The sequence below is a fragment of the Streptomyces sp. NBC_00466 genome, assembly GCF_041433995.1.
Lineage (GTDB): Bacteria > Actinomycetota > Actinomycetes > Streptomycetales > Streptomycetaceae > Streptomyces.
Window position 1 is genome coordinate 1,778,180 of sequence record NZ_CP107896.1, and the last position, 26,069, is coordinate 1,804,248.

At 70.7% G+C, this 26,069-nt stretch carries 27 protein-coding genes; 14 read left to right on the plus strand and 13 right to left on the minus strand.

Annotated elements, in window-relative coordinates; genetic code table 11:
* The first annotated feature begins 45 nt into the window (after positions 1–45).
* From OG210_RS07780 to OG210_RS07795, 4 genes are all read left to right on the plus strand, one after another.
* On the plus strand, positions 46–309 hold the full coding sequence (locus OG210_RS07780; protein WP_371535455.1) for a hypothetical protein: 264 nt from the start codon (positions 46–48) through the stop codon (positions 307–309).
* A gap of 140 nt (positions 310–449) precedes the next feature.
* Positions 450–1,091 carry a TetR/AcrR family transcriptional regulator gene (locus OG210_RS07785; RefSeq protein ID WP_371535458.1) on the plus strand — a complete coding sequence of 214 codons (642 nt, stop codon included), beginning with the start codon at positions 450–452 and terminating at the stop codon, positions 1,089–1,091.
* Between the two features lie 129 nt (positions 1,092–1,220).
* The gene (locus OG210_RS07790) at positions 1,221–1,448 is read left to right on the plus strand and encodes a DUF3107 domain-containing protein (protein WP_328331149.1); all 228 of its coding nucleotides are present in this window, start codon (positions 1,221–1,223) and stop codon (positions 1,446–1,448) included.
* Positions 1,449–1,644: 196 nt separating this feature from the next.
* Positions 1,645–1,911 carry a hypothetical protein gene (locus tag OG210_RS07795; RefSeq protein ID WP_328331147.1) on the plus strand — a complete coding sequence of 89 codons (267 nt, stop codon included), beginning with the start codon at positions 1,645–1,647 and terminating at the stop codon, positions 1,909–1,911.
* Between the two features lie 69 nt (positions 1,912–1,980).
* On the opposite strand, the gene OG210_RS07800 is transcribed toward OG210_RS07795, so the two are convergent.
* Positions 1,981–2,706, minus strand: a complete 726-nt coding sequence (locus OG210_RS07800; RefSeq protein WP_328331145.1) for a ferritin-like fold-containing protein — start codon at positions 2,704–2,706, stop codon at positions 1,981–1,983.
* Positions 2,707–3,275: 569 nt separating this feature from the next.
* Between OG210_RS07800 and OG210_RS07805 the strand changes: the two genes are divergently transcribed.
* Together OG210_RS07805 and OG210_RS07810 are read left to right on the plus strand one after the other, a co-directional pair.
* Entirely contained in the window at positions 3,276–4,949 is a 1,674-nt protein-coding gene (locus OG210_RS07805) for a DEAD/DEAH box helicase (RefSeq protein ID WP_328331143.1), read from the plus strand.
* A 184-nt stretch (positions 4,950–5,133) separates the two neighbouring features.
* Positions 5,134–5,991 (plus strand): alpha/beta hydrolase, encoded by an 858-nt coding sequence (locus OG210_RS07810; RefSeq protein WP_328331141.1) that lies wholly within the window; start codon positions 5,134–5,136, stop codon positions 5,989–5,991.
* 16 nt (positions 5,992–6,007) lie between these two features.
* Here the strand turns inward: OG210_RS07810 and OG210_RS07815 are convergent, their stop codons facing one another.
* Positions 6,008–6,895: an NYN domain-containing protein gene (locus OG210_RS07815; RefSeq protein ID WP_328331139.1), complete on the minus strand. Its 888-nt coding sequence runs from the start codon at positions 6,893–6,895 to the stop codon at positions 6,008–6,010.
* A gap of 260 nt (positions 6,896–7,155) precedes the next feature.
* Here OG210_RS07815 and OG210_RS07820 point away from each other — a divergent pair, with 260 nt between their 5' ends.
* Positions 7,156–7,308, plus strand: a complete 153-nt coding sequence (locus OG210_RS07820; RefSeq protein ID WP_266853372.1) for a hypothetical protein — start codon at positions 7,156–7,158, stop codon at positions 7,306–7,308.
* Positions 7,309–7,461: 153 nt separating this feature from the next.
* On the opposite strand, the gene OG210_RS07825 is transcribed toward OG210_RS07820, so the two are convergent.
* The 3 genes from OG210_RS07825 to OG210_RS07835 form a co-directional block, all read right to left on the minus strand.
* A complete protein-coding gene (locus OG210_RS07825) occupies positions 7,462–8,067 on the minus strand; it encodes a MarC family protein (RefSeq protein WP_371535465.1) in 606 nt (201 codons plus the stop codon).
* A gap of 187 nt (positions 8,068–8,254) precedes the next feature.
* A complete protein-coding gene (locus OG210_RS07830; protein WP_328331134.1) occupies positions 8,255–9,139 on the minus strand; it encodes a PHP domain-containing protein in 885 nt (294 codons plus the stop codon).
* 208 nt (positions 9,140–9,347) lie between these two features.
* Positions 9,348–9,983 (minus strand): DUF6758 family protein, encoded by a 636-nt coding sequence (locus OG210_RS07835; RefSeq protein ID WP_328331132.1) that lies wholly within the window; start codon positions 9,981–9,983, stop codon positions 9,348–9,350.
* Positions 9,984–10,181: 198 nt separating this feature from the next.
* Between OG210_RS07835 and OG210_RS07840 the strand changes: the two genes are divergently transcribed.
* A complete protein-coding gene (locus tag OG210_RS07840) occupies positions 10,182–11,414 on the plus strand; it encodes an MFS transporter (RefSeq protein ID WP_328331130.1) in 1,233 nt (410 codons plus the stop codon).
* Positions 11,415–11,483: 69 nt separating this feature from the next.
* Here the strand turns inward: OG210_RS07840 and OG210_RS07845 are convergent, their stop codons facing one another.
* Positions 11,484–12,131: a suppressor of fused domain protein gene (locus OG210_RS07845; protein WP_371535469.1), complete on the minus strand. Its 648-nt coding sequence runs from the start codon at positions 12,129–12,131 to the stop codon at positions 11,484–11,486.
* Between the two features lie 434 nt (positions 12,132–12,565).
* Here OG210_RS07845 and OG210_RS07850 point away from each other — a divergent pair, with 434 nt between their 5' ends.
* Entirely contained in the window at positions 12,566–13,681 is a 1,116-nt protein-coding gene (locus OG210_RS07850) for a magnesium and cobalt transport protein CorA (protein ID WP_328331126.1), read from the plus strand.
* A gap of 7 nt (positions 13,682–13,688) precedes the next feature.
* Here OG210_RS07850 and OG210_RS07855 read toward each other — a convergent pair whose 3' ends face one another.
* Positions 13,689–14,693, minus strand: coding sequence for a helix-turn-helix domain-containing protein (locus tag OG210_RS07855; RefSeq protein WP_371535472.1), 1,005 nt, complete (start codon positions 14,691–14,693; stop codon positions 13,689–13,691).
* Between the two features lie 100 nt (positions 14,694–14,793).
* Between OG210_RS07855 and OG210_RS07860 the strand changes: the two genes are divergently transcribed.
* Both OG210_RS07860 and OG210_RS07865 read left to right on the plus strand, forming a co-directional pair.
* Complete coding sequence (locus OG210_RS07860; protein ID WP_371535475.1) at positions 14,794–16,107, plus strand: APC family permease; 1,314 nt, start codon at positions 14,794–14,796, stop codon at positions 16,105–16,107.
* 133 nt (positions 16,108–16,240) lie between these two features.
* Positions 16,241–16,750 carry a hypothetical protein gene (locus OG210_RS07865; RefSeq protein WP_328331121.1) on the plus strand — a complete coding sequence of 170 codons (510 nt, stop codon included), beginning with the start codon at positions 16,241–16,243 and terminating at the stop codon, positions 16,748–16,750.
* Positions 16,751–16,798: 48 nt separating this feature from the next.
* Here the strand turns inward: OG210_RS07865 and OG210_RS07870 are convergent, their stop codons facing one another.
* A complete protein-coding gene (locus OG210_RS07870; protein WP_328331119.1) occupies positions 16,799–17,539 on the minus strand; it encodes a hypothetical protein in 741 nt (246 codons plus the stop codon).
* 194 nt (positions 17,540–17,733) lie between these two features.
* Here OG210_RS07870 and OG210_RS07875 point away from each other — a divergent pair, with 194 nt between their 5' ends.
* Genes OG210_RS07875 through OG210_RS07885 form a run of 3 tightly spaced genes read left to right on the plus strand, consistent with a single transcriptional unit; the run spans position 17,734 to position 20,792 of the window.
* Entirely contained in the window at positions 17,734–19,107 is a 1,374-nt protein-coding gene (locus OG210_RS07875) for a magnesium transporter MgtE N-terminal domain-containing protein (RefSeq protein ID WP_371535479.1), read from the plus strand.
* A complete protein-coding gene (locus tag OG210_RS07880) occupies positions 19,073–19,615 on the plus strand; it encodes a DUF1003 domain-containing protein (RefSeq protein WP_371535482.1) in 543 nt (180 codons plus the stop codon). Before OG210_RS07875 ends, OG210_RS07880 begins: the two co-directional genes overlap by 35 nt.
* Before the next feature lie 43 nt (positions 19,616–19,658).
* On the plus strand, positions 19,659–20,792 hold the full coding sequence (locus OG210_RS07885; RefSeq protein ID WP_328331113.1) for an Mrp/NBP35 family ATP-binding protein: 1,134 nt from the start codon (positions 19,659–19,661) through the stop codon (positions 20,790–20,792).
* Between the two features lie 170 nt (positions 20,793–20,962).
* On the opposite strand, the gene OG210_RS07890 is transcribed toward OG210_RS07885, so the two are convergent.
* From OG210_RS07890 to sigE, 5 genes are all read right to left on the minus strand, one after another.
* The gene (locus tag OG210_RS07890; RefSeq protein ID WP_328331111.1) at positions 20,963–21,574 is read right to left on the minus strand and encodes a hypothetical protein; all 612 of its coding nucleotides are present in this window, start codon (positions 21,572–21,574) and stop codon (positions 20,963–20,965) included.
* Positions 21,575–21,656: 82 nt separating this feature from the next.
* Positions 21,657–22,154, minus strand: coding sequence for a sec-independent translocase (locus OG210_RS07895; protein ID WP_328331109.1), 498 nt, complete (start codon positions 22,152–22,154; stop codon positions 21,657–21,659).
* Positions 22,155–22,256: 102 nt separating this feature from the next.
* Complete coding sequence (locus tag OG210_RS07900; protein WP_371535486.1) at positions 22,257–23,336, minus strand: S1C family serine protease; 1,080 nt, start codon at positions 23,334–23,336, stop codon at positions 22,257–22,259.
* 1,016 nt (positions 23,337–24,352) lie between these two features.
* On the minus strand, positions 24,353–25,264 hold the full coding sequence (locus OG210_RS07905; protein WP_328331105.1) for a zf-HC2 domain-containing protein: 912 nt from the start codon (positions 25,262–25,264) through the stop codon (positions 24,353–24,355).
* Positions 25,261–26,034 carry an RNA polymerase sigma factor SigE gene (sigE, locus tag OG210_RS07910; protein WP_328331103.1) on the minus strand — a complete coding sequence of 258 codons (774 nt, stop codon included), beginning with the start codon at positions 26,032–26,034 and terminating at the stop codon, positions 25,261–25,263. Before sigE ends, OG210_RS07905 begins: the two co-directional genes overlap by 4 nt.
* Between the last annotated feature and the right edge of the window lie 35 nt (positions 26,035–26,069).

A 26,069-nucleotide genomic window follows, 5' to 3' on the forward strand; every position in this document is an offset into this window, starting at 1 on the left:
GGGGCGCGTGCTCCTACTCTCGGTAGAGAGGGAAGGGAAGCAATCATGCCGACCGAGCCGAGCGACAGGGCTGACCCCCGCTACTCCGATGCCGAGAACGCCGGGAACGCCAGGAACACAGCGGGCCCCGGGACGGACCCGGAGAACCACGACCCCGAGGCCGATCCGGCCGACACCGCGGAGCAGCGGAAGGATCTCACTCCGCAGGAGGACGACCCGCTGACCGGCATTGATCCCGCGAAGGCCAACGAGGCCGACGCCAGCGAGCAGGCCCGGGTGGTCCCCGTCGACGAGGACGACTACCGCTGACACCGCTTCCCCAGCGGTCCGGTCCGTGAAATTCTGCGTCCGCACCACACACAGCCGGGTTACCCAAAAGTACGATGGCGGGCAGCGACGCACCAGCGTGTGCTTGTTCAACTGAGCTTGTTCAATCATTGGGAGGCGGCGTGACAGCCATCGAGCAGACCGAGGCAGCACGTCCGCGGGGTACGCGGCTGCCGCGCCGCGCACGACGGAATCAGCTGCTGGGCGCCGCCCAGGAGGTGTTTGTCGCGCAGGGCTACCACTCTGCGGCGATGGACGACATCGCCGAGCGTGCCGGTGTCAGCAAGCCCGTGCTCTACCAGCACTTCCCGGGCAAGCTCGATCTCTACCTGGCCCTGCTGGACCAGCACTGCGAGTCGCTGCTCCAGGCGGTCCGTACGGCCCTGGCGTCGACCACGGACAACAAACTGCGCGTGGCGGCGACGATGGACGCCTACTTCGTGTACGTCCAGGACGAGGGCGGCGCGTTCCGGCTGGTCTTCGAGTCCGACCTGACGAACGAGCCGGCCGTGCGCGAGCGCGTCGACCGGGTCTCGCTCCAGTGCGCCGAGGCGATCTCGGACGTCATCGCCGGGGACACCGGGCTCTCCAAGGACGAGTCGATGCTGCTGGCCGTGGCTCTCGGCGGCGTCTCCCAGGTGGTGGCCCGCTACTGGCTCTCCAGCGAGTCGGGCATCCCGCGCGACACCGCGGTGCAGCTGCTCACCTCGCTGGCCTGGCGCGGCATCGCGGGCTTCCCGCTGCACGGCAGCGACCAGAGCTGACCCGGGCCGGGCCCCGTGTTCGCTGCCGGCGTGCGGTGCTGACGTCTTACGGGCCGCCGGGCCCGGCTAATGTGTGCTGCGTACGGCGCGGCTGACCGCGCACCGCACGACCGTCGGAGGGACATAGCCGTGGAGGTCAAGATCGGGGTTCAGCACGCACCCCGGGAGATCGTTCTGGAGAGCGGGCAGTCCGCCGAGGAGGTCGAGCGCTCGGTTGCCGACGCGCTGGCCGGCAAGGCGCAGCTGCTCAGCCTCACGGACGACAAGGGCCGCAAGGTCCTGGTACCTGCCGACCGCATCGCGTACGTGGAGCTCGGCGAGCCCGCGGCCCGCCGGGTCGGGTTCGGCGCTCTGTAGGCAGAGTTCCGCAGGCACCACAGCAGCAGGACGAACGACGGGAACGGCCCGGCGGTCAACACGACCGCCGGGCCGTTCCCGTGCGTGTGGTCCGGCGGCGCCCAGGATTGCGCTCCAGGGCCACCGGGTAAGACCGACATCAGTAAAGGATCAGTCAGCTCACACCTGACTCACAGCGGCGCGCGGAAGGGACGACATGCTCTGGGAAGCCCTCGCATCAGTACTGCTCGGCCTGGCGCTGGCCTGGTACGCGACACGGAAGCTGCCCACCCGCCTGCCGTCCCGGCACGTGGTCCTGGCCACCGGCCCGGTCGGCGCCCTCTTCGGCGCCTTCCTCACCCGCTCGGCACTCGGCCCCGGCCACGGCCCGGTGGTCCTGCTGGGCGCGGTGGTGATCGGAGCGGTGGTGCTCTCCCTGCTGCTCCGCCCGGTCCACCGGATCCGACGGTCTGCGGCGGTGTAGCCGGGACTCCCTGGACGGCGTGTCCGCCCAGGCCCGGAAAAGCCTGGTTGCGCGGGCCGGGTTCTCCGGTCAGGCAGCCAGGCCCAGTGCGGCCATCCGCTTGGTGTGGGCCTCGGTGATCCTCGTGAACATCCGGCCGACCTCCGCGAGGTCGAAGCCGTCGGAGACGCCGCCCACCAGCATCGTGGAGAGCGCGTCCCGGTCGGCCACCACCCGCTGGGCCTGGCTCAGGGCCTCGCCCATCAGCCGGCGGGCCCACAGCGCCAGGCGGCCGCCGACCCGGGGCTCCGCCTCGATCGCCGCGCGTACCTTCTCGACGGCGAAGTTGCCGTGGCCCGTGTCGTCGAGCACACCGAGCACCAGCTCGCGGGTGTCGGTGTCCAGCCGGGCCGCCACCTCACGGTAGAAGTCACTCGCGATCGAGTCGCCGACGTACGCCTTGACCAGGCCCTCCAGCCAGTCCGACGGCGCGGTCTGGCGGTGGAAGTCGTCCAGGGCCTGGGCGAACGGCTCCATGGACGCCGTGGGCTCCACATCGATCGCGGCCAGCCGGTCGGACAGCCGCTCGAAGTGGGAGAACTCGGCGGACGCCATCTTCGCCAGGGCCGCCTTGTCACCCAGCGTCGGCGCGAGCTTGGCGTCCTCGGCGAGGCGCTCGAAGGCAGCCAGCTCGCCGTACGCGAGCGCGCCGAGCAGGTCCACGACCGCGGCGTGGTACCTCGGGTCGGCCGACGCCGTGTCCCAGTTCTGCGCGGCGATACCGGTCTGTTCCTTGGCGGTGTCAGGCGTCTGCATGGACCGCACAATAGCGCTCCGTCCGCCAGGGATGAATTGCCGAGCGCAGCCCCGGCGGGATGGGGGCCGGGATGTGTGTGAGGTGTGCGTGCGCCCCCGGTGAAAATCGGGCGGACAGTCAGACCGAGAGCGGTCCGGGGCCCTTGTGACCGGGGGGAACGCGGTGCCGGGAGAGGCCACTGCGGGTGCGGAGGACCACTGTGGCTTTGGTCTCCTGATGAATTCACCCAACGCACCTGCGGGATTTGGGGGTACAGTGGTAATGCGCCTGTCGAATGTTCAGCATGTTCGGTGGGTCATCCCAATGAGGATGCCCGGTCGGTGGCCCGATCGGCTCCATCTGACCGCCCTCACCAATTCGATGTGAGGGGCCCCCTCAGCGGCACGAGCGCTTGAGCGAAGGCAGTGGTCCCGCGCCAGTCGGCACGGTACGACCCCCTTGTTCGCCTCGGTCCGCGTCTCACAGAAGAGGCAGCACCCTGACTACGTTCCGAGACCTCGGTATTCTCACCGAGACCGCCGAAGCCCTTGAAGCCGTCGGCATCACGTCCCCCTTCCCCATCCAGGAGATGACGCTTCCCGTCGCGCTCTCCGGCTCCGACGTCATCGGCCAGGCCAAGACCGGCACCGGCAAGACGCTCGGCTTCGGACTGCCGCTCCTGGAGCGCGTCACCGTCCCCGCGGACGTCGAGGCGGGCCGGGCCAAGCCCGAGCTGCTGACCGACGCCCCCCAGGCGCTCGTCGTCGTCCCCACCCGCGAGCTGTGCCAGCAGGTCACCAATGACCTGCAGACCGCCGGCAAGGTCCGTAACGTCCGGGTGCTCGCCATCTACGGCGGCCGGGCCTACGAGCCGCAGGTCGAAGCGCTGAAGAAGGGCGTCGACATCATCGTCGGCACCCCGGGACGGCTGCTCGACCTGGCGGGTCAGAAGAAGCTCAACCTCGGCCACATCCGCGCGCTCGTCCTGGACGAGGCCGACGAGATGCTGGACCTGGGCTTCCTCCCCGACGTCGAGCGCATCATGAGCATGCTGCCGGCGCGCCGCCAGACGATGCTGTTCTCGGCGACCATGCCCGGCGCGGTCATCAGCCTGGCCCGCCGCTACATGTCGCAGCCCACACACATCCGCGCCACCTCGCCGGACGGCGAGGGCCAGACGGTCGCGAACATCACGCAGCACATCTTCCGCGCGCACTCCATGGACAAGCCCGAGCTCGTCTCGCGCATCCTCCAGGCGGACGGCCGCGGTCTGGCGATGATCTTCTGCCGTACGAAGCGGACGGCAGCCGACATCGCCGAGCAGCTCGCCACCCGCGGTTTCGCTTCGGGCGCGGTCCACGGCGACCTCGGCCAGGGCGCCCGCGAGCAGGCACTGCGCGCCTTCCGCAACGGCAAGGTGGACGTTCTCGTCTGCACCGACGTCGCCGCCCGCGGTATCGACGTCGACGATGTGACGCACGTCATCAACTACCAGTCCCCCGAGGACGAGAAGACGTATCTGCACCGCATCGGCCGCACCGGCCGCGCGGGCAAGTCGGGTACGGCGATCACCCTGGTCGACTGGGACGACATCCCCCGCTGGAAGCTGATCAACAAGGCGCTGGACCTGCCGTTCGACGAGCCGGAGGAGACCTACTCCACCTCGGCGCACCTCTACGAGCTGCTGGGTATCCCCACCGGCACGAAGGGTGTCCTGCCGCGCGCGGACCGTACCCGTGCCGGGCTCGGCGCGGAAGCGGTCGAGGACCTGGGCGAGACCGGTGGCCGTGGCCGCAAGGCGTCCGTGCCCGCGCCCGCCGTGAAGGAGGAGCGCGCCCCGCGTACGCCCCGCCAGCGCAGGCGCACCCGCAACGGCGCACCGCTCACGGAGTCCGGCGCCGCCGCACCCGCGGCGGAGGCCGTGACCGAGCGGTCCGCCCCGGCGGGCCAGGCCGACAGCGCCGACGAGGTACGCGCACCGCGCCGCCGCCGTCGTACGCGGTCGAGCAGCGCGGACACGCAGACCGCCGTGGTCGAGGCAGCTGTGGTGGCTCCGGCCGCACCGGTGGCCGACCCCGCCGGCGCCGACGCGCCTGCCGTGGTCAAGCCGAAGCGGACCCGGACCCGGACGGCCAAGGCCACCGGTACGAAGGCCACCGAGGCCGAGGCTCCGGCAGCCGCGGCGGCCGAGCCGGAGACGGCTGAGGCGAAGCCGAGGCGCCGCCGCACGAGGGCGCCGAAGGCGGCACAGCCCGAGAGCTGAGACCGACCGCCGGTGGCCCGGACCCTGTGAGCGGGGTCCGGGCCACCGGTGCGTCCGGCTCCGGGGCTCCGGCCTCTCCAGGGCTCCCGCCTCTCCAGGGCTCCGGCCTCTCCAGGGCTCCGGCCTCTCCAGGGCTTCCGGCCGCTCCGGGGAACGGCGCTGCCGGAGACGCTAGCCTCGTGGCATGAGCAGGCCCCTCTCCTTCGCGCCGCCCCCCGGCACTCACGCCGGCCCCCTGCGGACCTCCCGCGGCACCTTCGCATCGCTGGTGACTCCCGCCGCCGGGTCCGCTGCCCCGGGTACCCGGCCCACCGTCCTCCTGCTCCCCGGGTTCACCGGGAGCAAGGAGGACTTCACCGCGATGCTTCAACCGCTCGCCGCCGCCGGCTACCGTGTGGTCGCCGTCGACGGCCGCGGGCAGTACGAGACCCCTGGTCCCGACGACCAAGAGGCTTACGCACAGGGCGAGTTGGCCCGGGACGTACTCGCTCAGGCAGCGGCGGTCGGCACCCCCGTCCATCTCGTCGGGCACTCGCTCGGCGGCCAGATCGCCCGTGCGGCGGTGCTGCTCGACCCGGCGCCGTTCGCGTCGCTGACGCTGATCTCGTCCGGCCCCGCAGAGGTCACCGCCGCCCAGCAGCAGAAGATCGAGCTGTTGAGTGACGCGCTCGCCAGGTGGGAGATGGGACAGGTGTGGGAGGCGATGCGCGCGATGGGTCCACCGCAGGACGCCGAAACGGACGGCGAACCGGCCCTGCGCCGACGCTGGTTGATGCACAATCCGGCCCAGCTCATAGCAACGGGGCGGCAGTTGGCGACCGAACCGGACCGGGTGGACGAGCTCGCCGCCCTCCCGCTCGCCCGGCATGTCGTGTCGGGGGAGAGCGACGACACCTGGCCGGTGCCGCTGCTGGACGAGATGGCCGTACGGCTCGGGGCGGTACGGAGCGTCATCGCCGGCGCCGAACACTCCCCCAACACCGACCGGCCCGAGCGGACGGCCGAGGTCCTGACCGCGTTCTGGGGCCGGCACTGCGACTGATCGGTACTGCGGCTGATCAGTACTGCGACTGAAGGTGGTTCCAGAAGCCGTCCCGCAGCGCCCGCCGCAGGTCGCCGTGGCCGCGCAGCGACCGCTGGAGCAGCCGCTCCGCGTCGACCAGCAGATCCTGGTCCACCGGACCCGGCAGATAGGGGCGCCCCGGCAGCAGCTCGGCCAGCGTCTGGCGGCCGCGTTCGGAGAGCCAGGTCGCCGCGATCTGCGCACCGACGAAGCGGACGTCCTCGCGGGACGGCGGCGGCGTCCCCTCCTCGTACACCGTGACCGGGCGGCGCCCCACGTACGGCTTCCAGAAGTCCAGGTCGAAGGTCCGCTGGCTGTCGACCTCCCAGAGCAGCGGCTCGGCCTGGTTGCGGCCCTCCCCCGCCTCGATGCCCCAGAGGTGGACCCGCGCCCCGTACCCCTGCGCGGCCTCGACGGCGGAGACCAGGTCCTCATCGCCGCCGACCAGCGCGGCATCGCTGATCGCGCGGTGCCTGGCGAGCGATTCCAGATCCGTGCGGATCAGGGAATCGACGCCCTTCTGCTGGTTGTTGGCGTTCAGATTGCCGAGGCGGACCTTGACGTCCGGGAGTTCGGCGATGGACTGCTGCTCGGGGGTGTGGATACGGCGCCGGGCGCCGTCGTACCAGTACACGCGGAGCAGCCGGCTGTCCGCGAAGATGGTCCGCGCCCTGTCGATGAACGCCTCGATCAGGCCCTCCGCGTCCAGGTCGAACGATCTGCGGTCCTCATTCCCGGTGACCAGCAGGCCGGCGGCTGCGTACACATATCCGGCGTCGACGAAGATCGCGTGCGTGGAGGGTGTCTTGGACACCTCGGAGAGCACGCGCTGGAGGAGCGCGTTGGTGCGCTCCAGCTGGGCGCTGATATCTGGATCGTTCATACGAGGTTCATTCTCTGTGGCGTCACGGAGTGAGCACAACCTGCGGCCCGACCCATCGGTCGTTAGGCTGCCGAAAATTTTATTTAGCGTAGGGAATGTTTGCCGGGGGCAACGCGTTGTCACCTACGGAACGTGTTGCACGCTAACGACGCAATCACCTCTTAACGGATGGGCAACCGTCCGGACTCAGCGCGGGACGAGACTGTGGGAGCCCGCACCAGTAGTTCTCCTAGCAGGAGGATCAGACGAAGGGAGAAGCCTTGCGCTTCGAAATCATGCGACTCGATGATGTCGATGGCTCCGCCATGGACAGCACCGTCGTAGACGCCGCCTCCGTCAACCGGATCGTGCAGCAGGCCGCCGCAATCGGCCAGCGCATCTACATCCGGCCGGCCGAATCCTCGGCCTCGTAACACCGGAAGATTTTCCTGAGGAAGCGCCCCCGTGCAGATGCACGGGGGCGCTGTGCGTCCGGGCGGCGGGGGACGGACGCCGGACGAAGTTATGGCCGGGCGACGGGGTTCAGGCGACGGCCGCGCTCGTCCGGCCTTGATGAACGGCCGCGCTCATCCGGCCTTGATGACCTGCGTGATGCCGTTGATGATCTGCTGCACCGCGATCGCGGACAGCATCATTCCGGCGAGCCGGGTCACCAGCACCACACCGCCGTCCTTGATGACCCGGATGATCAGCAGCGAGTACCGCATGGTCACCCAGAGCACCACGTGCATGGCGACGATCGCGGCCCACACGGACACCTGCTGCGCCCCGGTGGACGCGTGCTGCACCGCGAGGATCACCGAGACGATCGCGCCGGGCCCCGCCAGCAGCGGCATCCCCAGCGGTACGAGAGCGACATTGACGTCCTTCGTCTGCGTCGGCTCGTCGGTCTTGCCGGTGAGCAGGTCGAGCGCGATGAGCAGCAGGAGCAGCCCGCCGGCGATCATCAGCGCCGGTACGGAGACATGCAGGTAGTCCAGGATCTGCTGGCCCAGCAGACCGAAGACGGTGATCACCCCGAGGGCCACCGCCACCGCCTGCCCGGCCATCCGGCGCTGGACCTTGGCGGGGCGGCCGGCGGTGAGGGCCAGGAAGATCGGGGTGATACCCGGGGGGTCCATGATCACGAAAAGCGTGACAAAGAGGGATCCGAAAACGGCGACGTCGAACACAGTGAGGGCCTTGCTTGCGTGGTGAGAGTGAGCGGGGAAGGTGGTACCGGAGCGCGGACGCGGGCCGGTACGGAGGTGGCACCGCGGAGCGCCGCCGGAAAGCGGCACACCGGAAGGTGACAGAACGGGAGAGGGCGGGCGGCGCCGGGCACCGGACCCGCTTACGATCCGGGGGCGGCGCGGCGCGTTACCGGGCGGAGTGTCCGCCGGCGCCCGGCACCGGGAACGCCCCGGTCGCGCGCCGGGTGATCTCGCCGTAGACCTCGGGATGCGTCGTGCACGCCCCGAGCTCCACGAACTTCCGGCTGCCGTGGTAGTCGCTGGAGCCCGTGACCAGCAGCCCAAGGTCGGCGGCGAGCCCCCGCAGCCTGGCGCGGGTGGGCTCGTCGTGGTCCATGTGGTCGACCTCGATGCCGTCGAGGCCGCAGGCGGCCAGATCCGCGATCACGGACTCGGGCACCACCCTGCCCCGCTTGACGGCCTGCGGGTGGGCGAAGACGGTGACGCCGCCGGCCTGCTTGACCAGCCGGACCGCGGTGAAGGGGTCGAGTTCGTGCTTCTCGGCGTACGCGCGCCCGCCGTCGGCCAGCCACTCGGCGGTGAAGGCGTCGGACACGGTCTCGACGACTCCCAGCTCCACCAGGGCGGTGGCCACGTGCGGGCGGCCCAGCGAGGCGTCACCCGCGATGCGCGCCACCTGCTCCCAGGTGATCGGGACGCCCAGGTCCTGGAGCTTGCGGACCATGGTGCGCGCACGCGGGACCCGGTCGTCCCGTACGAGTTCGCGCTCGCGCAGGAACTCCGGCTCGTCGGGGTCGAAGAGGTACGCGAGCATATGCAGGCCGATGCCGTCGGCCTCCGCGGTGCCGGCCAGCCGGCAGGAGAGCTCGGCGCCCGTGACGAGGGTCAGCCCTGCGGGCAGCGCCGCGCGGGCCTCCGCGTGACCGCGGGTCGAGTCGTGGTCGGTGAGCGCGACGACGTCGAGTCCGGCGGCGGACGCGTTGCGCATCAGCTCGGCGGGGGTGTCCGTACCGTCCGAGGCCGTGGAGTGGGTGTGCAGATCGATGCGCACGACGCGGGACTCCGGAGCTCGGGGACGTAAGACGGTCCGTCCACCAGGGGACGTTCAAGGGTAACCGGCGTACGAGGTTGTCCGGGCCGGGTCACGGAGCGGTCCCGGCCGGGCCTGGACGGCCTGCCCGGATCACGGCGCGGGGCCGCACAGCCCCGTCCCGCACCTCACCACTGGGCCCGGCCCAGGCAGGCCCGTCGGCCCGCCGTCAGCCGAGGATGCGCGGGGAGAGCGCCCCGCACGGCAGCAGTTCCACTTCCGTGCCCACCTCGCGCAGGTCCGTCAGGACCAGCTCGTCGTACATCAGCAGCCCCGACTGCTCGGGCCAGAGGATCGCCCACAGCCAGAGACCGCGCGCCTCCCCCGCGAAGACCGCACGGTCGGTGGGGGACTCGATGCGCCAGAGCGGGGTGGGGCGGCCCGCGGCGAGCACCTTGGCCTGCGGGGGTTTGCCGACGTCGATGTACTGACCGGGGTCGGGGCCCTCGATGCCCGCGTACCGCGCGCCGAGCCCGACGCCCAGCTCCTCGGCCACCAGCAGCAGCTCCCCCGGGCCTTCGAGCGGGCCTGGGCCCGAGCAGGCCACGGCGGTGGCGCGGCCTCCGCTGCGGTCGTCGCCCGCGCTGACCACGCCCGTGAAGAGCCAGCCGATGGGCAGCGGCCACGGCATCCACACGGGCACCTGCGCCCGACTGGCCACGACCTCCAGCGCGTCGACGCTCGGCGGGAGAACCGGCTGCAGCGGATAGATGACGCCGTGCACGTCACACTGCCACGCGTCGGCGAAGAGGCCGGGTGCCCTGACCCGGCCGCCACACTTCGGGCAACTGGGTTCGCCCCTCATACCTCCCAACGGTCCTCCCCGGCGGTCATCACGTCAAGGACGATCACCCGTCCGCCGCGCACACGTGCGGAAACTAGATGCATGTTGCATTCATTAGCCTCACTAACTTATTATGTGTATAACACAACGATCTGGCGCGGCGATCAAGCGCCAGGATCCGGCCGAGAGCCGGAATCCAACCGAGAGTGAGGGCGTCCCATGCCAGGAGAGGATCCGTTCGACGAAGGGGCCGGAAGCATCCTGCGCCAGCCGATGGCCGTCTGGGCCACGGCGGGAGCTTCGGTCGTGGCCTTCATGGGGATCGGGCTCGTCGACCCGATCCTGCCGTCCATCGCCAAGGGCCTGCAGGCGACACCGAGCCAGGTCTCGCTGCTCTTCACCTCCTACTTCCTGATCACCGCCGTCGCGATGCTGGTCACCGGCTGGGTCTCCAGCCGGATCGGCGGCAAGAAGACCCTGCTGGCCGGGCTCGCCCTGGTCGTGGTCTTCGCCGCCCTCTCGGGCACCTCGGGCTCCGTCGGTGAACTGGTCGGCTTCCGGGCCGGCTGGGGGCTGGGCAACGCGCTCTTCGTCTCCACCGCACTCGCCGTCATCGTCGGCGCGGCAGCGGGCGGCAGTGCCGCCGCGATCCTGCTGTACGAATCCGCGCTCGGCCTCGGGATGGCCTGCGGGCCGCTGGTCGGCGCGCTGCTCGGAAACGCCAGCTGGCGCTACCCGTTCTTCGGCACCGCGGCCCTGATGGCCATCGGCTTCATCTGCATCTCGTTCCTGCTCAAGGAACAGCCCAGGCCCGCCAGGAAGACCAGGCTGCTCGACCCCATCAGGGCGCTCGGCCACGGCGGGCTCGCCTCCGTCGCCGGATCGGCCTTCTTCTACAACTACGCGTTCTTCACGGTGCTGGCCTTCACGCCGTTCGTGCTGAACATGACGCCGTACAAGTCGGGCGCGGTCTTCTTCGGCTGGGGCCTGCTGCTCGCGGTGTTCTCCGTACTCGTGGCGCCCCGGCTCCAGAAGCGCTTCGGCACCCTCAAGGTGCTGGGTGCCTCACTGGTACTGCTCGCCGCCGACCTGGTGGTCCTCGGCTACGGCAGCCACACGACGGCCATCGTCTGCACGATCCTGTCCGGTGCCTTCATCGGCCTCAACAACACCGTCTACACCGAGCTGGCGCTCGGCGTCTCGGACGCGCCGCGCCCGGTGGCGAGTGCGGGCTACAACTTCGTCCGCTGGTTCGCGGCGGCCGCCGCACCCTTCCTCGCCCCGCACATCGAGGGCTGGACCGACATCCACATCCCCTTCGTGGTGGCCGCGGCCGCCGCGGTGCTGGGTGCGCTGGTCGTATGGGTACGGCGTGCGGCGCTGACCCACGAGGCCGAGGAGCTGGAACCGGTCCACGCGACCGAGGACGGCGTGTCCGCCTTCGTGAACTGAACCGGCCGGGCCGGTCCGGCCGAACCGGAACCGACCGGACAGTCAGTCCGGCGGAACCGAACCGGACGGTCAGTCCAGCGGAACGGACCTGCGCAGCGGATCGCGCAGGTCCGTTCCGCGTGCCAGCCACCGTTCCTGGAGTTCCGCGGCGCCGTGCACCCGCTTCCACGCCGCCTCGTTGTCCGTCATCGGCAGCAGCGGCAGGAAGCGGACCGGGTCCAGCGGCGGGTCAAGCTCCAGGTCCTCGACGAGCCCGCCGGGCTCCTCGACCAGCACCGAGCTGAACGGCGCGCCGCTCCACAGCGGTTCACCGAGATCGAGCGAGGCACCCGGCGCGACGATGACGCCCTCGACCGCCGGCGAAGCGGCCAGCACCGCCAGCGGGCGGAGCACCTTGTCGGTGTCGGCGAGTCCGGCACGCACCGAGAGGACCAGCTCCGCGCGCGGCCCCTGCACCGGGTCGGCGAGCGAGACGGACAGGGGCGCCGCGAAGCGGCTCGTTGAGGGGCGGTGGTCGGGTGAGGGGCCGGCCGGGTCGGACATGGGGTGCGCGGACATCCCGAGCGTGGCGTAGCGGACGACGGCCGGGTCCCGGGCATCCACGAAGCGCAGCACCTCGATCCGGTCCGTACCGAGGAACGTCACGGCCGCGCGGGCGTCCGGCTCGCCCAGCGCTGAACGCAGCCGGGCTTCGACCAGAGCGAGAACATCTGCCATGAGCCCGAGCATAGAGCGCGTATCGAACAGGCAAAGTGGGGGCTTGACGCTTCAGCCGACTGATAGTCTTGGCCGCTGGTCAGGGCAGCATCATCGTCCCCCACGGGGGACCGGCCGGAGGAGGTGGGACTGCGATGGATCGAGATCCGAGTCGACCGTGCAGTACAAGCCGCTCTTCCGCGCATTGTCCGTGTTCTCTGTGACCTGAGACCCTGCATACCCGGCCCCAACACCGGGAAACCTCCTGAGTCTCATGGCATTTCGCACGCCGGAAGAGCACCTCGCTTCTGTCTGATCCGTGTCTGTAGCGAACGCCGTCACCGCGACGCCGCGGTTCCGCCCGCTTTGCGGACGTATGAGACCAACACCTCGATACGCCCCCATTCCGGGCAGTGCCACGCCCGCCGACGGCCTCTCCGTGAAGGAGTCCCGCCATGTCGATGATCCGTGACCTGCGCGCAGCGGTCCGTCCCTCCCTGCGCAAGAGCAGCTCCACGCACAGCAATTACGACCCGACCCGCGACCCCTCGGCCAGCAGCGCGGTCGTGGACTGCGCCGTCTACCGGGACGGCGTACGCGAATCGGGCAAGAAGTGCCTGACGCCGCGTGAGGCACTGAAGCGCGCCCACGAGTCCGGCGGTTTCACCTGGATCGGCCTCCACGAGCCGACCGAGGAGGAGTTCTCCGGTATCGCGGCCGAGTTCGGGCTGCACCCGCTCGCGGTCGAGGACGCGGTGCACGCACACCAGCGGCCGAAGCTGGAGCGGTACGACGACACCCTCTTCACCGTCTTCAAGACCATCCACTACGTCGAGCACACCGAACTCACCTCCACCAGCGAGGTGGTCGAGACCGGCGAGGTGATGTGTTTCACCGGCCGGGACTTCGTCATCACCGTCCGGCACGGCGGCCAGGGCTCGCTGCGCGCGCTGCGCCACCGGCTCCAGGAGGACACCGAACTGCTCGCCAAGGGCCCGTCGGCCGTGCTGCACGCCATCGCCGACCAGGTGGTCGACGGTTATCTGGCGGTCGCGTCCGCTGTGCAGGACGACATCGACGAGGTCGAGATCGATGTCTTCTCCGAGCCCGCGAAAGGGACTTCGCGCGGCACCGACGCGGGGCGCATCTACCAGCTGAAGCGTGAGGTGCTGGAGTTCAAGCGGGCGGTCTCGCCGCTGCTGCGCCCGATGCAGCAGCTCAGCGAGCGGCCGATGCGGCTCGTCGACCCGGACATCCAGAAGTACTTCCGCGATGTCGCCGACCACCTGGCCCGGGTCCAGGAGCAGGTCGTCGGCTTCGACGACCTGCTCAACTCGATCCTCCAGGCGAACCTGGCGCAGGCGACCGTCGCGCAGAACGAGGACATGCGCAAGATCACCGCGTGGGCCGCCATCATCGCCGTGCCGACGATGATCACGGGCGTGTACGGCATGAACTTCACGTACATGCCCGAACTCCACTGGCGGTACGGCTATCCCATGGTGATGGTGGGGATCCTGGCCCTGTGCGTGGGCATCCACCGCACCCTGAAGCGGAACGGCTGGCTCTGAAAGAACATCACAGGCCGGCCGGGCCGGCCGGCTCACACCGCGCGGCGCTCGCCCGCCCCCGGAAGGCGCGGCGATAGCTCTGGGGGGAGAGCCCGACCTGCCGGGTGAAGTGGCGCCGCAGGTTCGCCGCGCTGCCCAGACCGCTGTCGGCCGCCACACGGTCGACAGGCAGTGCGGTGGTCTCCAGCAGGTGCTGGGCATGCCGGATGCGCTCCTGCTGGAGCCAGCGCAGGGGCGACATCTCAACGGTCTCCTCGAAGCGGCGGGCCAGCGTGCGGCGGCTGAGGTTCGCCCGCTGTGCGAGGTCGTCGAGGGTGAGGGGCAGGTCGAGCTGTGCGCGTGCCCACTCCAGCAGGGGCGCCAGATGAGTGTCATTGCGCGCTACAGCGGGCAATTCGACGTACTGGGCCTGACCGCCCTCACGGTGCGGTGGCGTAACAACCCGCCGGGCCAACGCGTTCACGACGGTCACCCCGTGATCGAGGCGTACGAGCTCCAGGCACAAGTCAATACCCGCGGCGGTGCCGGCCGAGGTGAACACACCGCCGTCCTCCACGTACAGCACCCTGGGGTCGACATGGACCCCGGGATGACGCCGGGCGAGTTCCTCCGCGTGCATCCAGTGGGTGGTGGCCCGTCGGCCCTCCAGCAGCCCTGCCGCGGCCAGAACGAACGCGCCGGAGCAGATCGCGGCAATACGGGCTCCGGCAGCGTGGGCGGCGCGCACGGCTTCCACCAGTGGTGCGGGAGGCGACTCATGCACATTCGCGCAGCTGGGGACCACCACCGTGTCGGCCTGCGCCAGATCGGCCATGTCACCCGTCCCCTGAGCGACGAATCCGCAGGCGACAGGGGTGTCCGGATCGGTACCGCACAGACGCAGGTCGTACCAGGGATCGGCCAGGTCCGCCCGGTCGATGCCGAAGACCTCGCACGGCACAGCGAGTTCGAAGATCGGCGCGCCCGGGGTGACGGCGACGGCCACCTTGTGTGCGGCAAAATGTTTGCGCATACCGGCAAACATGCCACTGTCCGTGGTGTCGATGTAAGCCTCATCCTGGTCACCGGCAGCGCTTCAAGCCGACTTCGAACCCCGCCAGGGAGGCACAGAGGTGAGCTCCGCCGAGCAGACACCCACGGTGGCACCGCAGCAGGAGCCGGGCAGCCCGCCGACGCGCCACCGCATCGGCTTCGGGCAGGCGGTAGCGCTGTACGTCGGGGCGGTACTCGGAGCCGGCGTCCTGGTCCTCCCCGGCCAGGCCGCCTCGATGGCGGGTCCGGCGTCGTTGCTCTCCTGGCTCTTCATGGGACTCCTCGGGCTGCCGTTGGCCATGACGTTCGCTGCCCTGGCCACCAGGTACCCGGATGCCGGGGGGATCGCCACATACGCCACCCGGGCCTTCGGCCCGACAGCCGGCGGCCTCGCCGGCTGGTTCTATTTCACAGCCGGCTCGATCGGCCAGACGATCGTGCCACTGACCGGTGGTTACTACGTCGCCACGGCGCTGCGGATCAACCAGTCCTACGCCTTCCTGATCGCCGCAGCCATACTGGCGCTGGCGGTCGGCGCCAACCTGGTGGGTCTGCGGCTCAGCGGCCGCGTCCAGCTCGGCCTGGCCGGCGGAGTGGCGCTCCTGCTCCTGGCGGCCACGCTTGCGGCGATTCCCCACGTCAAGGCGGACGCCTTCACTTCGTTCGCCCCGCACGGCCTGTCCGGAGTGGCACGGACCGCAGTCGTTCTGTTCTTCGCTTTCGCAGGCTGGGAAGCGGTCGCCCATCTCGCCGGAGAGTTCCGCGACGTCCGGCGAGACCTGACCCGGGCCACGCTGACCACGGTCGTCGTAGTGATCGTGCTCTACCTGGGCGTCTCCTTCGCCGTAGTCGGCACCGGTACCTACGGCAACAGCGAACTGGACCGCATCGCGGTCGGCCAAGTGCTGGGTACTGGGCTGGGCTTCAGCGCGACCGTCGCAGCGGCAGTTCTCGCGACGGTGATCAGCCTGGGTACCACCAACGCTTTCATCGCCGCCGTTTCCCGGCTGGGATACGCACTCGGCCGTGACGGCTGGCTCCCCCGCCCTCTGAGCCGGCTCAGCACCCGCGAGGTGCCGGCGAACGGGGTGTTCCTGGTGGGCGGGATCGGCGCCGCCGGCCTGCTCGTCAGCTACCTCGGCAGCTGGGGGACCGAGGACATCGTAGGAATCCCATCATCGCTCGTGCTGGTCACCTATCTGATCGGAACGGCGGCAGGCGCCCGGCTCCTCACCGGACGTGCACGCGGCTATGCGGTGATCGCACTCGTGCTCACTCTTCTTGTCACGCCTTTCGCCACCTCCTACGCCCTCGTCCCAGTGATCGTCGCGGCGGTAGCCCTGGTGTACCGGTGGGCGAAGGGCAAGATGAGCGGTCTACCGAAACCGTCCTGACGTCGGCCTGCCGTCAACCGCACCGAAAGCCTGCGCAGTTGTGTTTCCTGCCCGGGCTTTGCGGCAAGGCCACCCGGCGCTGGCCCGGGCGACCCGGACGGGCACAGGCGCAAGGGCTCCTTATCCTGGGCGCATGACACAGACCTTCCTTGAGCGGGCCCTCGTCGAGGAGGCCACCAAGAAGTCCGGCCTCATCTGGGTGCGGGGTACCGGACCGGTGCGGGCGCTCTGGCACGTCTGGCACGACGGTGCCGCGTTGCTCGTCGGGGACGGCCCCGGGGAGCAGCCGCTGCCGGGGCTGGCCGACGGCGCGGCGGCCGAGGTCACGGTGCGCAGCAAGGACAAGGGCGGCCGGCTGGTCGCCTGGAGCGCGGTGACGGCGGAGCTCGCGCCCCGCTCGGACGCGTGGGAGGCGGCCGTCGCCGAGCTCAAGGGGAAGCGGCTGAACGCCCCGGACGGCGAGGCGATGGTGGAGCGCTGGGCGCGGGAGTGCCGCGTGGTGCGGCTCGTACCGCACGAGGCGAGCACGGAGCTGCCGGACGGATCGCTCGCCGCCGTTCCCCTGCCGACACCGGCGACGACCCGTCAGGAGATCCCGGCGGGCCTCCCGAAGCTGCTGCTCAAGCGCAAGCGCCGCCAGTAGGGCCGCCCTGACGACTTGGCCTTACGACTCGGGCTGACGACTTGGGCCTTACGACTTGGGCAGCTCCTGGCCGTAGTCCACGGTGTAGCCCTTGTCCGGCGCCTTCAGCGTGACGCTCCTGTTCCACTCCGTCAGCTGCACCGTGCCCGCGCCACCCGCCCGCTCGAACCGCAGTGGGTACGGGGTCCCCTTCAGCGACACATCGAGCGTGCCGCCCTGCCCGCCGCCCCCGGTGACCTGGATCGCCGGGACACCGCCCACCTTGGTCCGGTCGCCCTTGCCCAGCGGGCCGCGCAGCCCCAGCAGCCCGTCCAGCAGCGTGTGCATGTCGGTGAACCCGCGGAACTGCCCGTACGCCGGGTCCCGCTTCGGCACCTTGACGTACTTGTCGTCGAGCTTGCCCGCGGCGGCGGCGCCGCCCTTGCCGTCGGTCTGCTTCCAGAAGCCCGCGCCGGCCTTCACATAGAGCGCGTCGCCGATCCGCAGCAGCGCGAACGTGCTGCTCTTCGAGGTGACCGAGCCGGTGCCGCCGTCCGCGGTGAGCCGCATGTTCAGCTGGTACGAGCCGCCCTTGCCGATCAGCGTGCCGGCGATCCGTACCGCCTTGGCCGCGTCCGCCGCCGTGCGCGCCCTGGTCTCGATCTCCTTCGCGGAGAGCTTGCCGGCGCCGTTGGTGCCCGCGTCCGGGTCATCGCCCGAGCAGGCCGCGAGCGACACCGCCAGGGCGGCGCAGAGCGCGCCTGCGAGTCCTGCCCTGCGGGCCCGGGCGGCCAGCGGAAATGCAGCCACGTGCACTGCCTCTCTTACGAGTGTCCTCACCAGGAGACCGCAGCGTACCCGGGTACCACCGGTGAACAGGCACAGAGCCATCCGGACCCGCTGCCGGGGCGGCCCGGAACGGGACGGGCTAACGTGAAGCCCGGACAAGGCGCCGCAAGGACACGAAATGGGCACCGTACGGAGCGTACGAAGGGGAGGCGCGGATGGCGGCAGGCGTCCCCCGGATCTTCGTCTCGCACCTCGCCGGAGTCTCCGTCTTCGACCCCAACGGCGACCAGGTGGGCCGGGTACGCGACCTCGTGGCGATGCTCCGCGTCGGCACCCGCCCGCCCCGGCTGCTCGGACTGGTCGTCGAGGTGGTCGGCCGCCGCCGGATCTTCCTGCCGATGACCCGCGTCACCGGTATCGAGTCGGGCCAGGTCATCACCACCGGAGTGGTCAATGTGCGGCGCTTCGAACAGCGCCCCACCGAGCGGCTGGTCCTCGGCGAGCTGCTCGACCGGCGGGTGCGGCTGACCGGGACGGACGAGCAGGTGACCGTCCTCGACGTGTCCGTGCAGCAGCTTCCGGCCCGCCGCGACTGGGAGATCGACAAGGTCTTCGTACGGAAGGGGAAGGCCGGCGCGCTGCGGCGCAAGGGCGAGACCCTGACCGTCGAGTGGTCGGGCGTCACCGGCTTCTCGCTGGAGGAGGAGGGACAGGGCGCGGAGAGCCTGGTCGCCACCTTCGAGGAGCTGCGCCCGGCCGACCTCGCCAACGTGATGCACCATCTGTCGCCCAAGCGCCGGGCGGAGGTGGCCGCCGCCCTCGACGACGACCGGCTCGCCGACGTACTGGAGGAGCTGCCCGAGGACGACCAGGTGGAGATCCTCGGCAAGCTCCAGGAGGAGCGCGCCGCCGACGTGCTGGAGGCGATGGACCCGGACGACGCCGCCGACCTGCTGAGCGAGCTGCCCGAGGAGGACAAGGAACGGCTGCTGACGCTGATGCGGCCGGACGACGCGGCCGATGTGCGGCGGCTGCTCTCCTACGAGGAGCGGACCGCGGGCGGTCTGATGACGACCGAGCCGATCGTGCTGCGCCCGGACGCGACGATCGCCGACGCGCTGGCCCGCGTACGCAAGGAGGACCTCTCCCCTGCGCTGGCCGCCCAGGTGTACGTGTGCCGGCCGCCGGACGAGACGCCGACCGGGAAGTACCTGGGCGCGGTGCACTTCCAGCGGCTGCTGCGCGATCCGCCGTTCACCCTGGTCGGCGCGATCGTCGACAGTGACCTCCCGCCGCTGCCGCCGCAGGCCACGCTGCCGGTGCTGACCAGCTATCTCGCCGCGTACAACCTGCTCGCGGCGCCCGTCGTGGACGTGAGCGGTTCGCTGCTCGGGGTGGTCACCGTCGACGACGTGCTCGACCACCTGCTGCCGAGCGACTGGCGCGAGACCGACTTCCACCAGGAGTCCGGAGTGCCCGACGACCGGCAGCTGGAGGACGACCGGCCCGCCGAGGACGACGACCGCCCCGGCCCGGACGACCGCCCCGGCCCGGATGACCGCCCCGCGGAGGCCGCCGATGACCGCTGAGCCGACGTCCAGGGGCCGCCTCGACCAGCCGCTGACACCGAAGCGGCGCTGGCTGCCGGAGTACGACCCGGAGTCCTTCGGGCGGACATCGGAGCGGGTCGCACGGTTCCTGGGGACCGGACGGTTCATCGTCTGGATGACGGTCGTCATCGTCATCTGGGTGGTGTGGAACACCTGGGCGCCGCACGCGCTGCGCTTCGACCCGTTCCCCTTCATCTTCCTGACCCTGGTGCTCTCGCTCCAGGCGTCGTACGCGGCCCCGCTGATCCTTCTCGCGCAGAACCGCCAGGACGACAGGGACCGGGTCAATCTGGAGCAGGACCGCAACCAGAACGAACGGTCCATCGCCGACACCGAGTACCTCACCCGGGAGATCGCCGCGCTCCGGATGGGCCTGGGCGAGGTCGCCACCCGTGACTGGATCCGGTCCGAACTCCAGGACCTGGTGAAGGACATGGCGGAGCGGCGTCAGATATTCCCGCGGGAAAGTGACGAAGCCGACCACTGACCGCCCTTTCCCGGGCCCGCTGTGAGCGCCGTACCATCGACGCATGGCTATGGAAGACGCGGTGCGTGAAGCACTGGCGACAGTGAACGACCCCGAGATCCACCGTCCGATCACCGAACTCGGCATGGTCAAATCGGTCGACATCGGAGCGGACGGGGCGGTCGCTGTCACGGTCTACCTCACCGTCTCCGGCTGCCCGATGCGCGAGACCATCACCACCAACGTCACCGACGCGGTCGCCCGTGTCGAGGGTGTGACAGCGGTCAGCGTCGAACTGGACGTGATGAGCGACGAGCAGCGCAAGGAGCTCGCCGCCTCGCTGCGCGGCGGCACCGCGGAGCGCGAGGTGCCCTTCGCCAAGCCCGGCTCGCTGACCCGGGTGTACGCGGTCGCGTCCGGGAAGGGCGGCGTCGGCAAGTCGTCGGTCACGGTCAACCTGGCCGCCGCGCTGGCCGCCGACGGTCTGAAGGTCGGCGTGGTCGACGCGGACATCTACGGGCACAGCGTGCCGCGGATGCTCGGTGCGGACGGCCGGCCCACCCAGGTCGAGAACATGATCATGCCGCCGTCGGCGCACGGCGTGAAGGTCATCTCGATCGGCATGTTCACCCCGGGCAACGCCCCGGTGGTGTGGCGCGGGCCGATGCTGCACCGCGCGCTCCAGCAGTTCCTGGCGGACGTGTACTGGGGCGACCTCGACGTGCTCCTGCTCGACCTGCCGCCGGGCACCGGCGACATCGCGATCTCGGTGGCGCAGCTCGTGCCGAACGCTGAGATCCTGGTGGTCACCACCCCGCAGCAGGCCGCGGCCGAGGTGGCCGAGCGGGCCGGCTCCATCGCCGTACAGACGCACCAGAAGATCGTCGGTGTCGTCGAGAACATGTCGGGCCTGCCCTGCCCGCACTGCGACGAGATGGTCGACGTCTTCGGTACGGGCGGCGGGCAGCGGGTCGCCGATGGGCTGACGAAGACCACCGGGGCGACCGTGCCGGTGCTCGGCTCCATCCCGATCGACGTACGGCTGCGCGAGGGCGGCGACGAGGGCAAGCCCGTCGTGCTGACCGACCCGGACTCCCCGGCGGGCGCCGCGCTGCGCGCGATCGCGGGCAAGCTGAGCAGCCGTCAGCGCGGTCTTGCGGGCATGTCGCTCGGGGTCACTCCGCGCAACAAGTTCTAGCCGGACACGTCTAGCGGGACACACAGCACACCCGGGGGCGGCCCGCTTCGGCGGCCGCCCCCGGGTGTGTGCCGCTGTCGCGGTTCATTCCCCGGCCCATGCCTGATGTGGCCGCTGTCGCGGTACTTCGGTACTTACCGTGACCGGTGCCCGATGTGGCCGCTGTCGCGTCACACGTACGTGATGATGTCCTTGACCACGGCGAAGCCCAGCCCGTACGCACTCATCCCGCGCCCGTACGCCCCCAGGTGCACCCCGGTCTCGGTCGCCCCGGCCAGTACCCAGCCGAACTCGGTCTCGCGGTAGGCGAACGGCGTCGGCACCCCGTCCACCGGCAGCGTCAGCTCCGACCACTCCGGGCCCGACAGGTCGTCCGCCAGCTCGAACGCGGCCTCGGTCTGCTGGTCGAGCCAGTCGTCGCGCAGGGTGTGGTCCAGGTGCGCGGGCCAGGTGCAGGCCAGCAGGCCGGAGCCCGCGAGCCAGGCCGCGGAGGAGACCGTGGTGGCCTCCAGCACACCCGTACCGTCCCCGCTGCGCCGTACGGGGCTGGACGCGATGGTGATCACGGCGGCGAAGTGTTCCTTCTCCGGTTGCGCGTCCGGTCTCACAGCGGGCTCGTCACCGTGCCCCAGGGAGCCGTGCTGGACCGTGCCGTCCGCAGCGACGCCCACCTGCATCAGCCGCCGCGGGCCGGTGAACGCCTCGTCCAGTCCGTACCAGGAAAAGGGCGCCCTCAGATAGTCGTCGACCGCGTGGGTCCCTGTCCGACTCGTCGTCTCCATGTGCCGGCCGCCTCCTCGATCCTCAGCGTCCGAAGCGGCCCACCCCCACGGGCGCCCTCACTGCCGGACAGATGGAGAATACTCAGGTGGCGTCGGCGTCGAACGGCGGACGCACTTCGGTGTCGACCGTCACACTCTTCTTCTGCAGGTCAGGGCCACTCTTCTTCAGCAGGTCCGGGCCTGTCGATGAGCCATTGGCACTACTCGGGGCGATCTCGGCCGGAGTCTCCGCGTCACTCTCGTCGCTGCTCGACCTGCCGTTCACCACGTCGGTGATCTCGGAGATCTCCTTCTTCAGGTCGAAGCTGCTGCGGATCTCCTTGAGCCCGAGTTCGTCACTGCCGTCCATGAGCTGCTTGCGCACGAACGTCTTGGGGTTCAGGTCCTCGAACTCGAAGTCCTTGAACTCGGGGCCGAGTTCGGTGCGGATGTCCTCCTTGGCGCTCTCGGAGAACTCGCGGATCTTCCGGATCGTACGAGTGACGTCCTGGATCATCTTCGGCAGCTTGTCCGGGCCGAAGACGATCACGGCGAGGACCACGAGCGTCACGATCTCGAGGGGGCCTACGTCATTGAACACTTTTGCTCCTGGTGTTCTCCGCGGCCCGCAGGTCGGGGTGTGGTCCGGGCCCCGACCACGGTACCCGGCGAAGACGTCCGGACGGTACCTTCCACCGGTCTTTCATCTGCCGTCGGCCGATCCAAGAGTCAAGGTCACAGGCCGGTCCCGGCTGTCCCGGCGGACGGTGAGGGCCAGCTTGTCGCCCGGCCGGTGTGCCCGGATCCTGACGATCAGGTCGGGTGCGCTGTGCACCGGTTCACCGTCCACACCTGTGACGATGTCCCCCGGCTTGATACCGGCCGCGGCCCCCGCGCCCCCCGCCGCCACTGCCGGGCCGCCGTCGTTCGCCCGGTCCGCCACCCGGGCGCCGTCACCCGCGTACTTCATGTCGAGTGTGACACCGATCACGGGGTGCGCGGCCTTGCCGTTGTTGATGAGCTCCTCGGCGACGCGCTTCGCCTGGTTGATGGGGATCGCGAACCCGAGCCCGATCGAGCCGCCCTGGCCGCTCTCGGAGTCCGAGCTGCCGTCGGCGGCGCGGATGGCGCTGTTGATGCCGATGACGCGGGCCCTGGCGTCGACCAGCGGGCCACCCGAGTTGCCCGGGTTTATCGGGGCGTCGGTCTGGAGCGCGTCGACATAGCTGACGTCGCTGCCGTCGTTCTTCCCGCTGCTCGACGTGATCGGGCGGTCCTTGGCGCTGATGATGCCGGAGGTCACCGTGTTGGGGAGGTCGAAGGGCGCACCGATGGCGACGACCGGGTCGCCGACCTGCGCGTTGTCGGAGTTGCCCAGCGGCAGCGGGGTGAGCCCGGAGACCCCGGTGACCTTGACCACGGCCAGGTCGTAGCCGCTGTCCCGGCCGACGACCTGGGCCTTGGCGGTCTCGCCGCTGCTGAAGGTGACGGTGATGTCGCCGGTGGAGCCGGCGGGTTCGACCACGTGGTTGTTGGTGAGGATGCGTCCATCGCGGTCGAGGACGAAGCCGGTACCGGTGTCCGCCTGGGCGCTTCCCCTCACATGCAGGGTGACCACGCTGGGCAGCGCGCTCGCCGCGATCCCCGCCACGGTGCCCGGCGCACGGGCGGGGCTCTCCTTGCCGGCCTGCGGGAGCCGGACGTCCGAGAACGAGCCGTTCAGCACGGAGTACGCGCCGAGACCGCCGCCGATGACACCGGTGACCAGCGCGACCACCACCATGACCACGACCGCTCGCCGCCGGTGCCGCTTCTCGCCGACGGGCGGCGGAGGCGGTGACGGGGACGTGCCCCACGGGTCGTGGCGCAGCCACGGCGAGGGCTGCTGTACGGGGAACTGGGCGGGGTGCTGTACCGGTTGGTGCGGTGGTTGCGGGTGGTGTTGCTGTGGCTGGTGCGGTTGCTGTGAGTACTGCGGCTGTTGTGCCGGGTGTGGGTGGTGCGGTTGCTGTGGTGGGAGGGGTTGATGGTGCGCCTGCGGTGTGTGGTGCTGCGGAGGCTGCGCGGCACCCGTGTAGGGCGGTGGGACGGGAGTGCCGCCTGCGGGGGTGGGGACGGGCCGCTGGACGGGCGGTGCGGGGGCCCAGGGGCCCGGACCACCGTAGGGCGGGGTGCCGTAGGGGTCGGGGTCATGCAGGGGCCGTGGGCGACCGGCAGGGCCTTCGCTCCGTACGGGCGGCGCGTGAGTACCGCCCGCCGGGGTCTCCGCAGGTGCCGGGGGCTCGGCCAGAGGCAGCGGGCGGGCCGACGGCAGCGGCTGGGCCCGGGACTCGGGCTGGACCCGGGACCACAGCTCGGGCAGAGACCCGGACGACGGCTCGTCCTGGGGCGGTGCCTCGGGCAGCGGCTCGGGCCGGGGTTGGGACGGCGGCTGGGGTTGGGGCAGCAGCTCGCGGAGGGGCGATCCGGCCCCGGATATGTGTCCCGCCAGGGCCCCGGGTATGTGTCCTGCCACGGCACCGGCCGAAGTCCCGTCGGCCGGCCGCGGCGGCAACGGCGGTGTGCCCTGCGGCAGTTCCGGCGGAAGGCCCGGCTGCGGGGATGGTGGCGGCGCCGGATGTCCCTGCTTGAGGTGTCCCTGCGCAGGATGTCCCGCCGCGGGCTCGCTCCACCAGTTGACGTCCGGCCCGGTGGGCTTCCCGTCGTCCATGCTCTCCCCGCACCTGCCCCGCGCTCCGCGTGCCCTGTGACGGGCAGCCTTTCAGGGATTCAACCAGGTTTCCAGGTGCCGGAGCCCGCTCAGTGCCCGGCGGAAGCCGGCAGACCCGAGGCGCCCGGAGCTGCCGGCAGAACCGCCGGAGGCGTGGCTGTGGGGCTCGACTGCGCGGGCGGGGTGGCTGCCGCCATCGGGGGGCGTACGGCGGACAGCGACGAGACGGTGACCAGGGGCGTCGTGAGCGAGTACAGCGACTGTCGGGCGCCGGATGCGGACGTCGAGTGCCGCCCGGCGAAGGCGGTGGGCAGAACCGGGGCCCGCCCGCTGTTGGCCGGCTGGGCGCCGTCGCCGGTGCGGCGGCGGTGCAGGGCCGCGCCGATGCCGACCGGGTCCGTGGCGCTCAGCGGTGTCACGTTGTTGGGCGGGCCGTCGGTGTGCGACACCGGGGACTCCGCGCCGTCGAACGGCAGCGTGCCGCCCAGCGCGATGGCGGCCAGCGAGAACGCGCTGGCGGCCGCGAACGCGAATCTCCGTCCGCGCCAGGCCGACCGCTCCTGATCGCTCCGGCCCACGGGGTGCACCCGGAATCCGCCGACCGGGCCACCGTCCGGAATCGTGGTGGCGTGCGGTCCGACGGGCACATAGCCGAAAGTGTCGATCCGGGGGTCCGACGGGCGCCCGTCGGACGACCGGGGTCCGAAGAACTCGTCGGCGAAGCGGCCGCTGAGAGGTCCGCGCTGACCGGGGTCGCCGCCGGGCCCGCCGGGCAGTCCCTGGAGGCGGGCGAGCAGCCCTTCGGAGGGCGGCGGGGGCGCGGTCTCGGCGAAGACGCTCTTCAGCCGGCGCTGCGCGTCGGCCTCGGTCTTGCACTTCGCACAGGTGGCCAGGTGCGCGAGCACCCGCTCGCGGGCGTCGTGCTTCAGCTCACCGTCGACCAGTGCGGCGAGCCGGTCCCCGAGGTGCTGCTCGGCCGGGGTCGGACTGGATCCACTCACGCGGTCCCATCCTCTCCGTCCAGGCCGGGTGCCACCCCGGCCAGCGCGCGCTGCTCTGCGCGACGGGCCTCGGGCGAACGGTGCTTGAGGGCCTTGCGCAGGTGGGAGCGGCCGCGGTGGATCCTGCTGCGTACGGTGCCGAGCTTGACGCCCAGCGTCGCGGCGATCTCCTCGTACGACAGCCCCTCGATGTCGCAGAGGACCACGGCCGCACGGAACTCCGGAGCCAGGGTGTCCAGCGCCTGCTGGACGTCCGCGTCGAAGTGGGTGTCGTGGAAGACCTGCTGCGGCGACGGCTCACGGCTCGGCAGCCGCTCGGCCGCGTCGTCCCCGAGGGCGTCGAAGCGGATCCGCTGCTTGCGGCGGACCATGTCCAGGAAGAGGTTGGTGGTGATGCGGTGCAGCCAGCCCTCGAAAGTGCCCGGGGTGTACGTCGACAGCGAGCGGAAGACGCGGACGAAGACTTCCTGAGTGAGGTCCTCGGCGTCGTGCTGGTTGCCGGTCAGGCGGTAGGCGAGCCGGTAGACCCGGCCGCTGTGCGTACTGACGATCTCCTCCCACGAGGGCGGAGTCCATGTCTGCGCGTCCGCGTCTGAGGCGAAGGTCGCGGTCTGTACGGAGTCAGCAGCGCTGGAGCTGTCAGCAATGTCGGTCACGGATTTCGGCTCACCCGCCGACCTGAGAAAGCGCCGCAGCACTCCTCCCCGATCCACGGGCGCAGCCGCACCTCCCCTGTCGGCTCTGGTGGTGTCCAGTGGAACCCCTACCATAGCCACCTCGCCCGTTAGCTCCGGATAAGACTGAT

Bases quoted from the DNA above. Each gene is read 5' to 3' on its own strand.
- OG210_RS07900 (WP_371535486.1), bottom strand. From the start codon at position 23,336: ATGGTGGTGGTCGCGCTGGTCACCGGTGTCATCGGCGGCGGTCTCGGC.
- OG210_RS07865 (WP_328331121.1), top strand. From the start codon at position 16,241: ATGACACAGACCTTCCTTGAGCGGGCCCTCGTCGAGGAGGCCACCAAG.
- sigE (WP_328331103.1), bottom strand. From the start codon at position 26,034: ATGGTAGGGGTTCCACTGGACACCACCAGAGCCGACAGGGGAGGTGCG.
- OG210_RS07840 (WP_328331130.1), top strand. From the start codon at position 10,182: ATGCCAGGAGAGGATCCGTTCGACGAAGGGGCCGGAAGCATCCTGCGC.
- OG210_RS07875 (WP_371535479.1), top strand. From the start codon at position 17,734: ATGGCGGCAGGCGTCCCCCGGATCTTCGTCTCGCACCTCGCCGGAGTC.
- OG210_RS07890 (WP_328331111.1), bottom strand. From the start codon at position 21,574: ATGGAGACGACGAGTCGGACAGGGACCCACGCGGTCGACGACTATCTG.
- OG210_RS07780 (WP_371535455.1), top strand. From the start codon at position 46: ATGCCGACCGAGCCGAGCGACAGGGCTGACCCCCGCTACTCCGATGCC.
- OG210_RS07815 (WP_328331139.1), bottom strand. From the start codon at position 6,895: ATGAACGATCCAGATATCAGCGCCCAGCTGGAGCGCACCAACGCGCTC.
- OG210_RS07855 (WP_371535472.1), bottom strand. From the start codon at position 14,693: ATGCGCAAACATTTTGCCGCACACAAGGTGGCCGTCGCCGTCACCCCG.
- OG210_RS07800 (WP_328331145.1), bottom strand. From the start codon at position 2,706: ATGCAGACGCCTGACACCGCCAAGGAACAGACCGGTATCGCCGCGCAG.
- OG210_RS07850 (WP_328331126.1), top strand. From the start codon at position 12,566: ATGTCGATGATCCGTGACCTGCGCGCAGCGGTCCGTCCCTCCCTGCGC.
- OG210_RS07835 (WP_328331132.1), bottom strand. From the start codon at position 9,983: ATGAGGGGCGAACCCAGTTGCCCGAAGTGTGGCGGCCGGGTCAGGGCA.
- OG210_RS07805 (WP_328331143.1), top strand. From the start codon at position 3,276: ATGACGCTTCCCGTCGCGCTCTCCGGCTCCGACGTCATCGGCCAGGCC.
- OG210_RS07795 (WP_328331147.1), top strand. From the start codon at position 1,645: ATGCTCTGGGAAGCCCTCGCATCAGTACTGCTCGGCCTGGCGCTGGCC.
- OG210_RS07845 (WP_371535469.1), bottom strand. From the start codon at position 12,131: ATGGCAGATGTTCTCGCTCTGGTCGAAGCCCGGCTGCGTTCAGCGCTG.
- OG210_RS07810 (WP_328331141.1), top strand. From the start codon at position 5,134: ATGAGCAGGCCCCTCTCCTTCGCGCCGCCCCCCGGCACTCACGCCGGC.
- OG210_RS07880 (WP_371535482.1), top strand. From the start codon at position 19,073: ATGACCGCCCCGCGGAGGCCGCCGATGACCGCTGAGCCGACGTCCAGG.
- OG210_RS07885 (WP_328331113.1), top strand. From the start codon at position 19,659: ATGGCTATGGAAGACGCGGTGCGTGAAGCACTGGCGACAGTGAACGAC.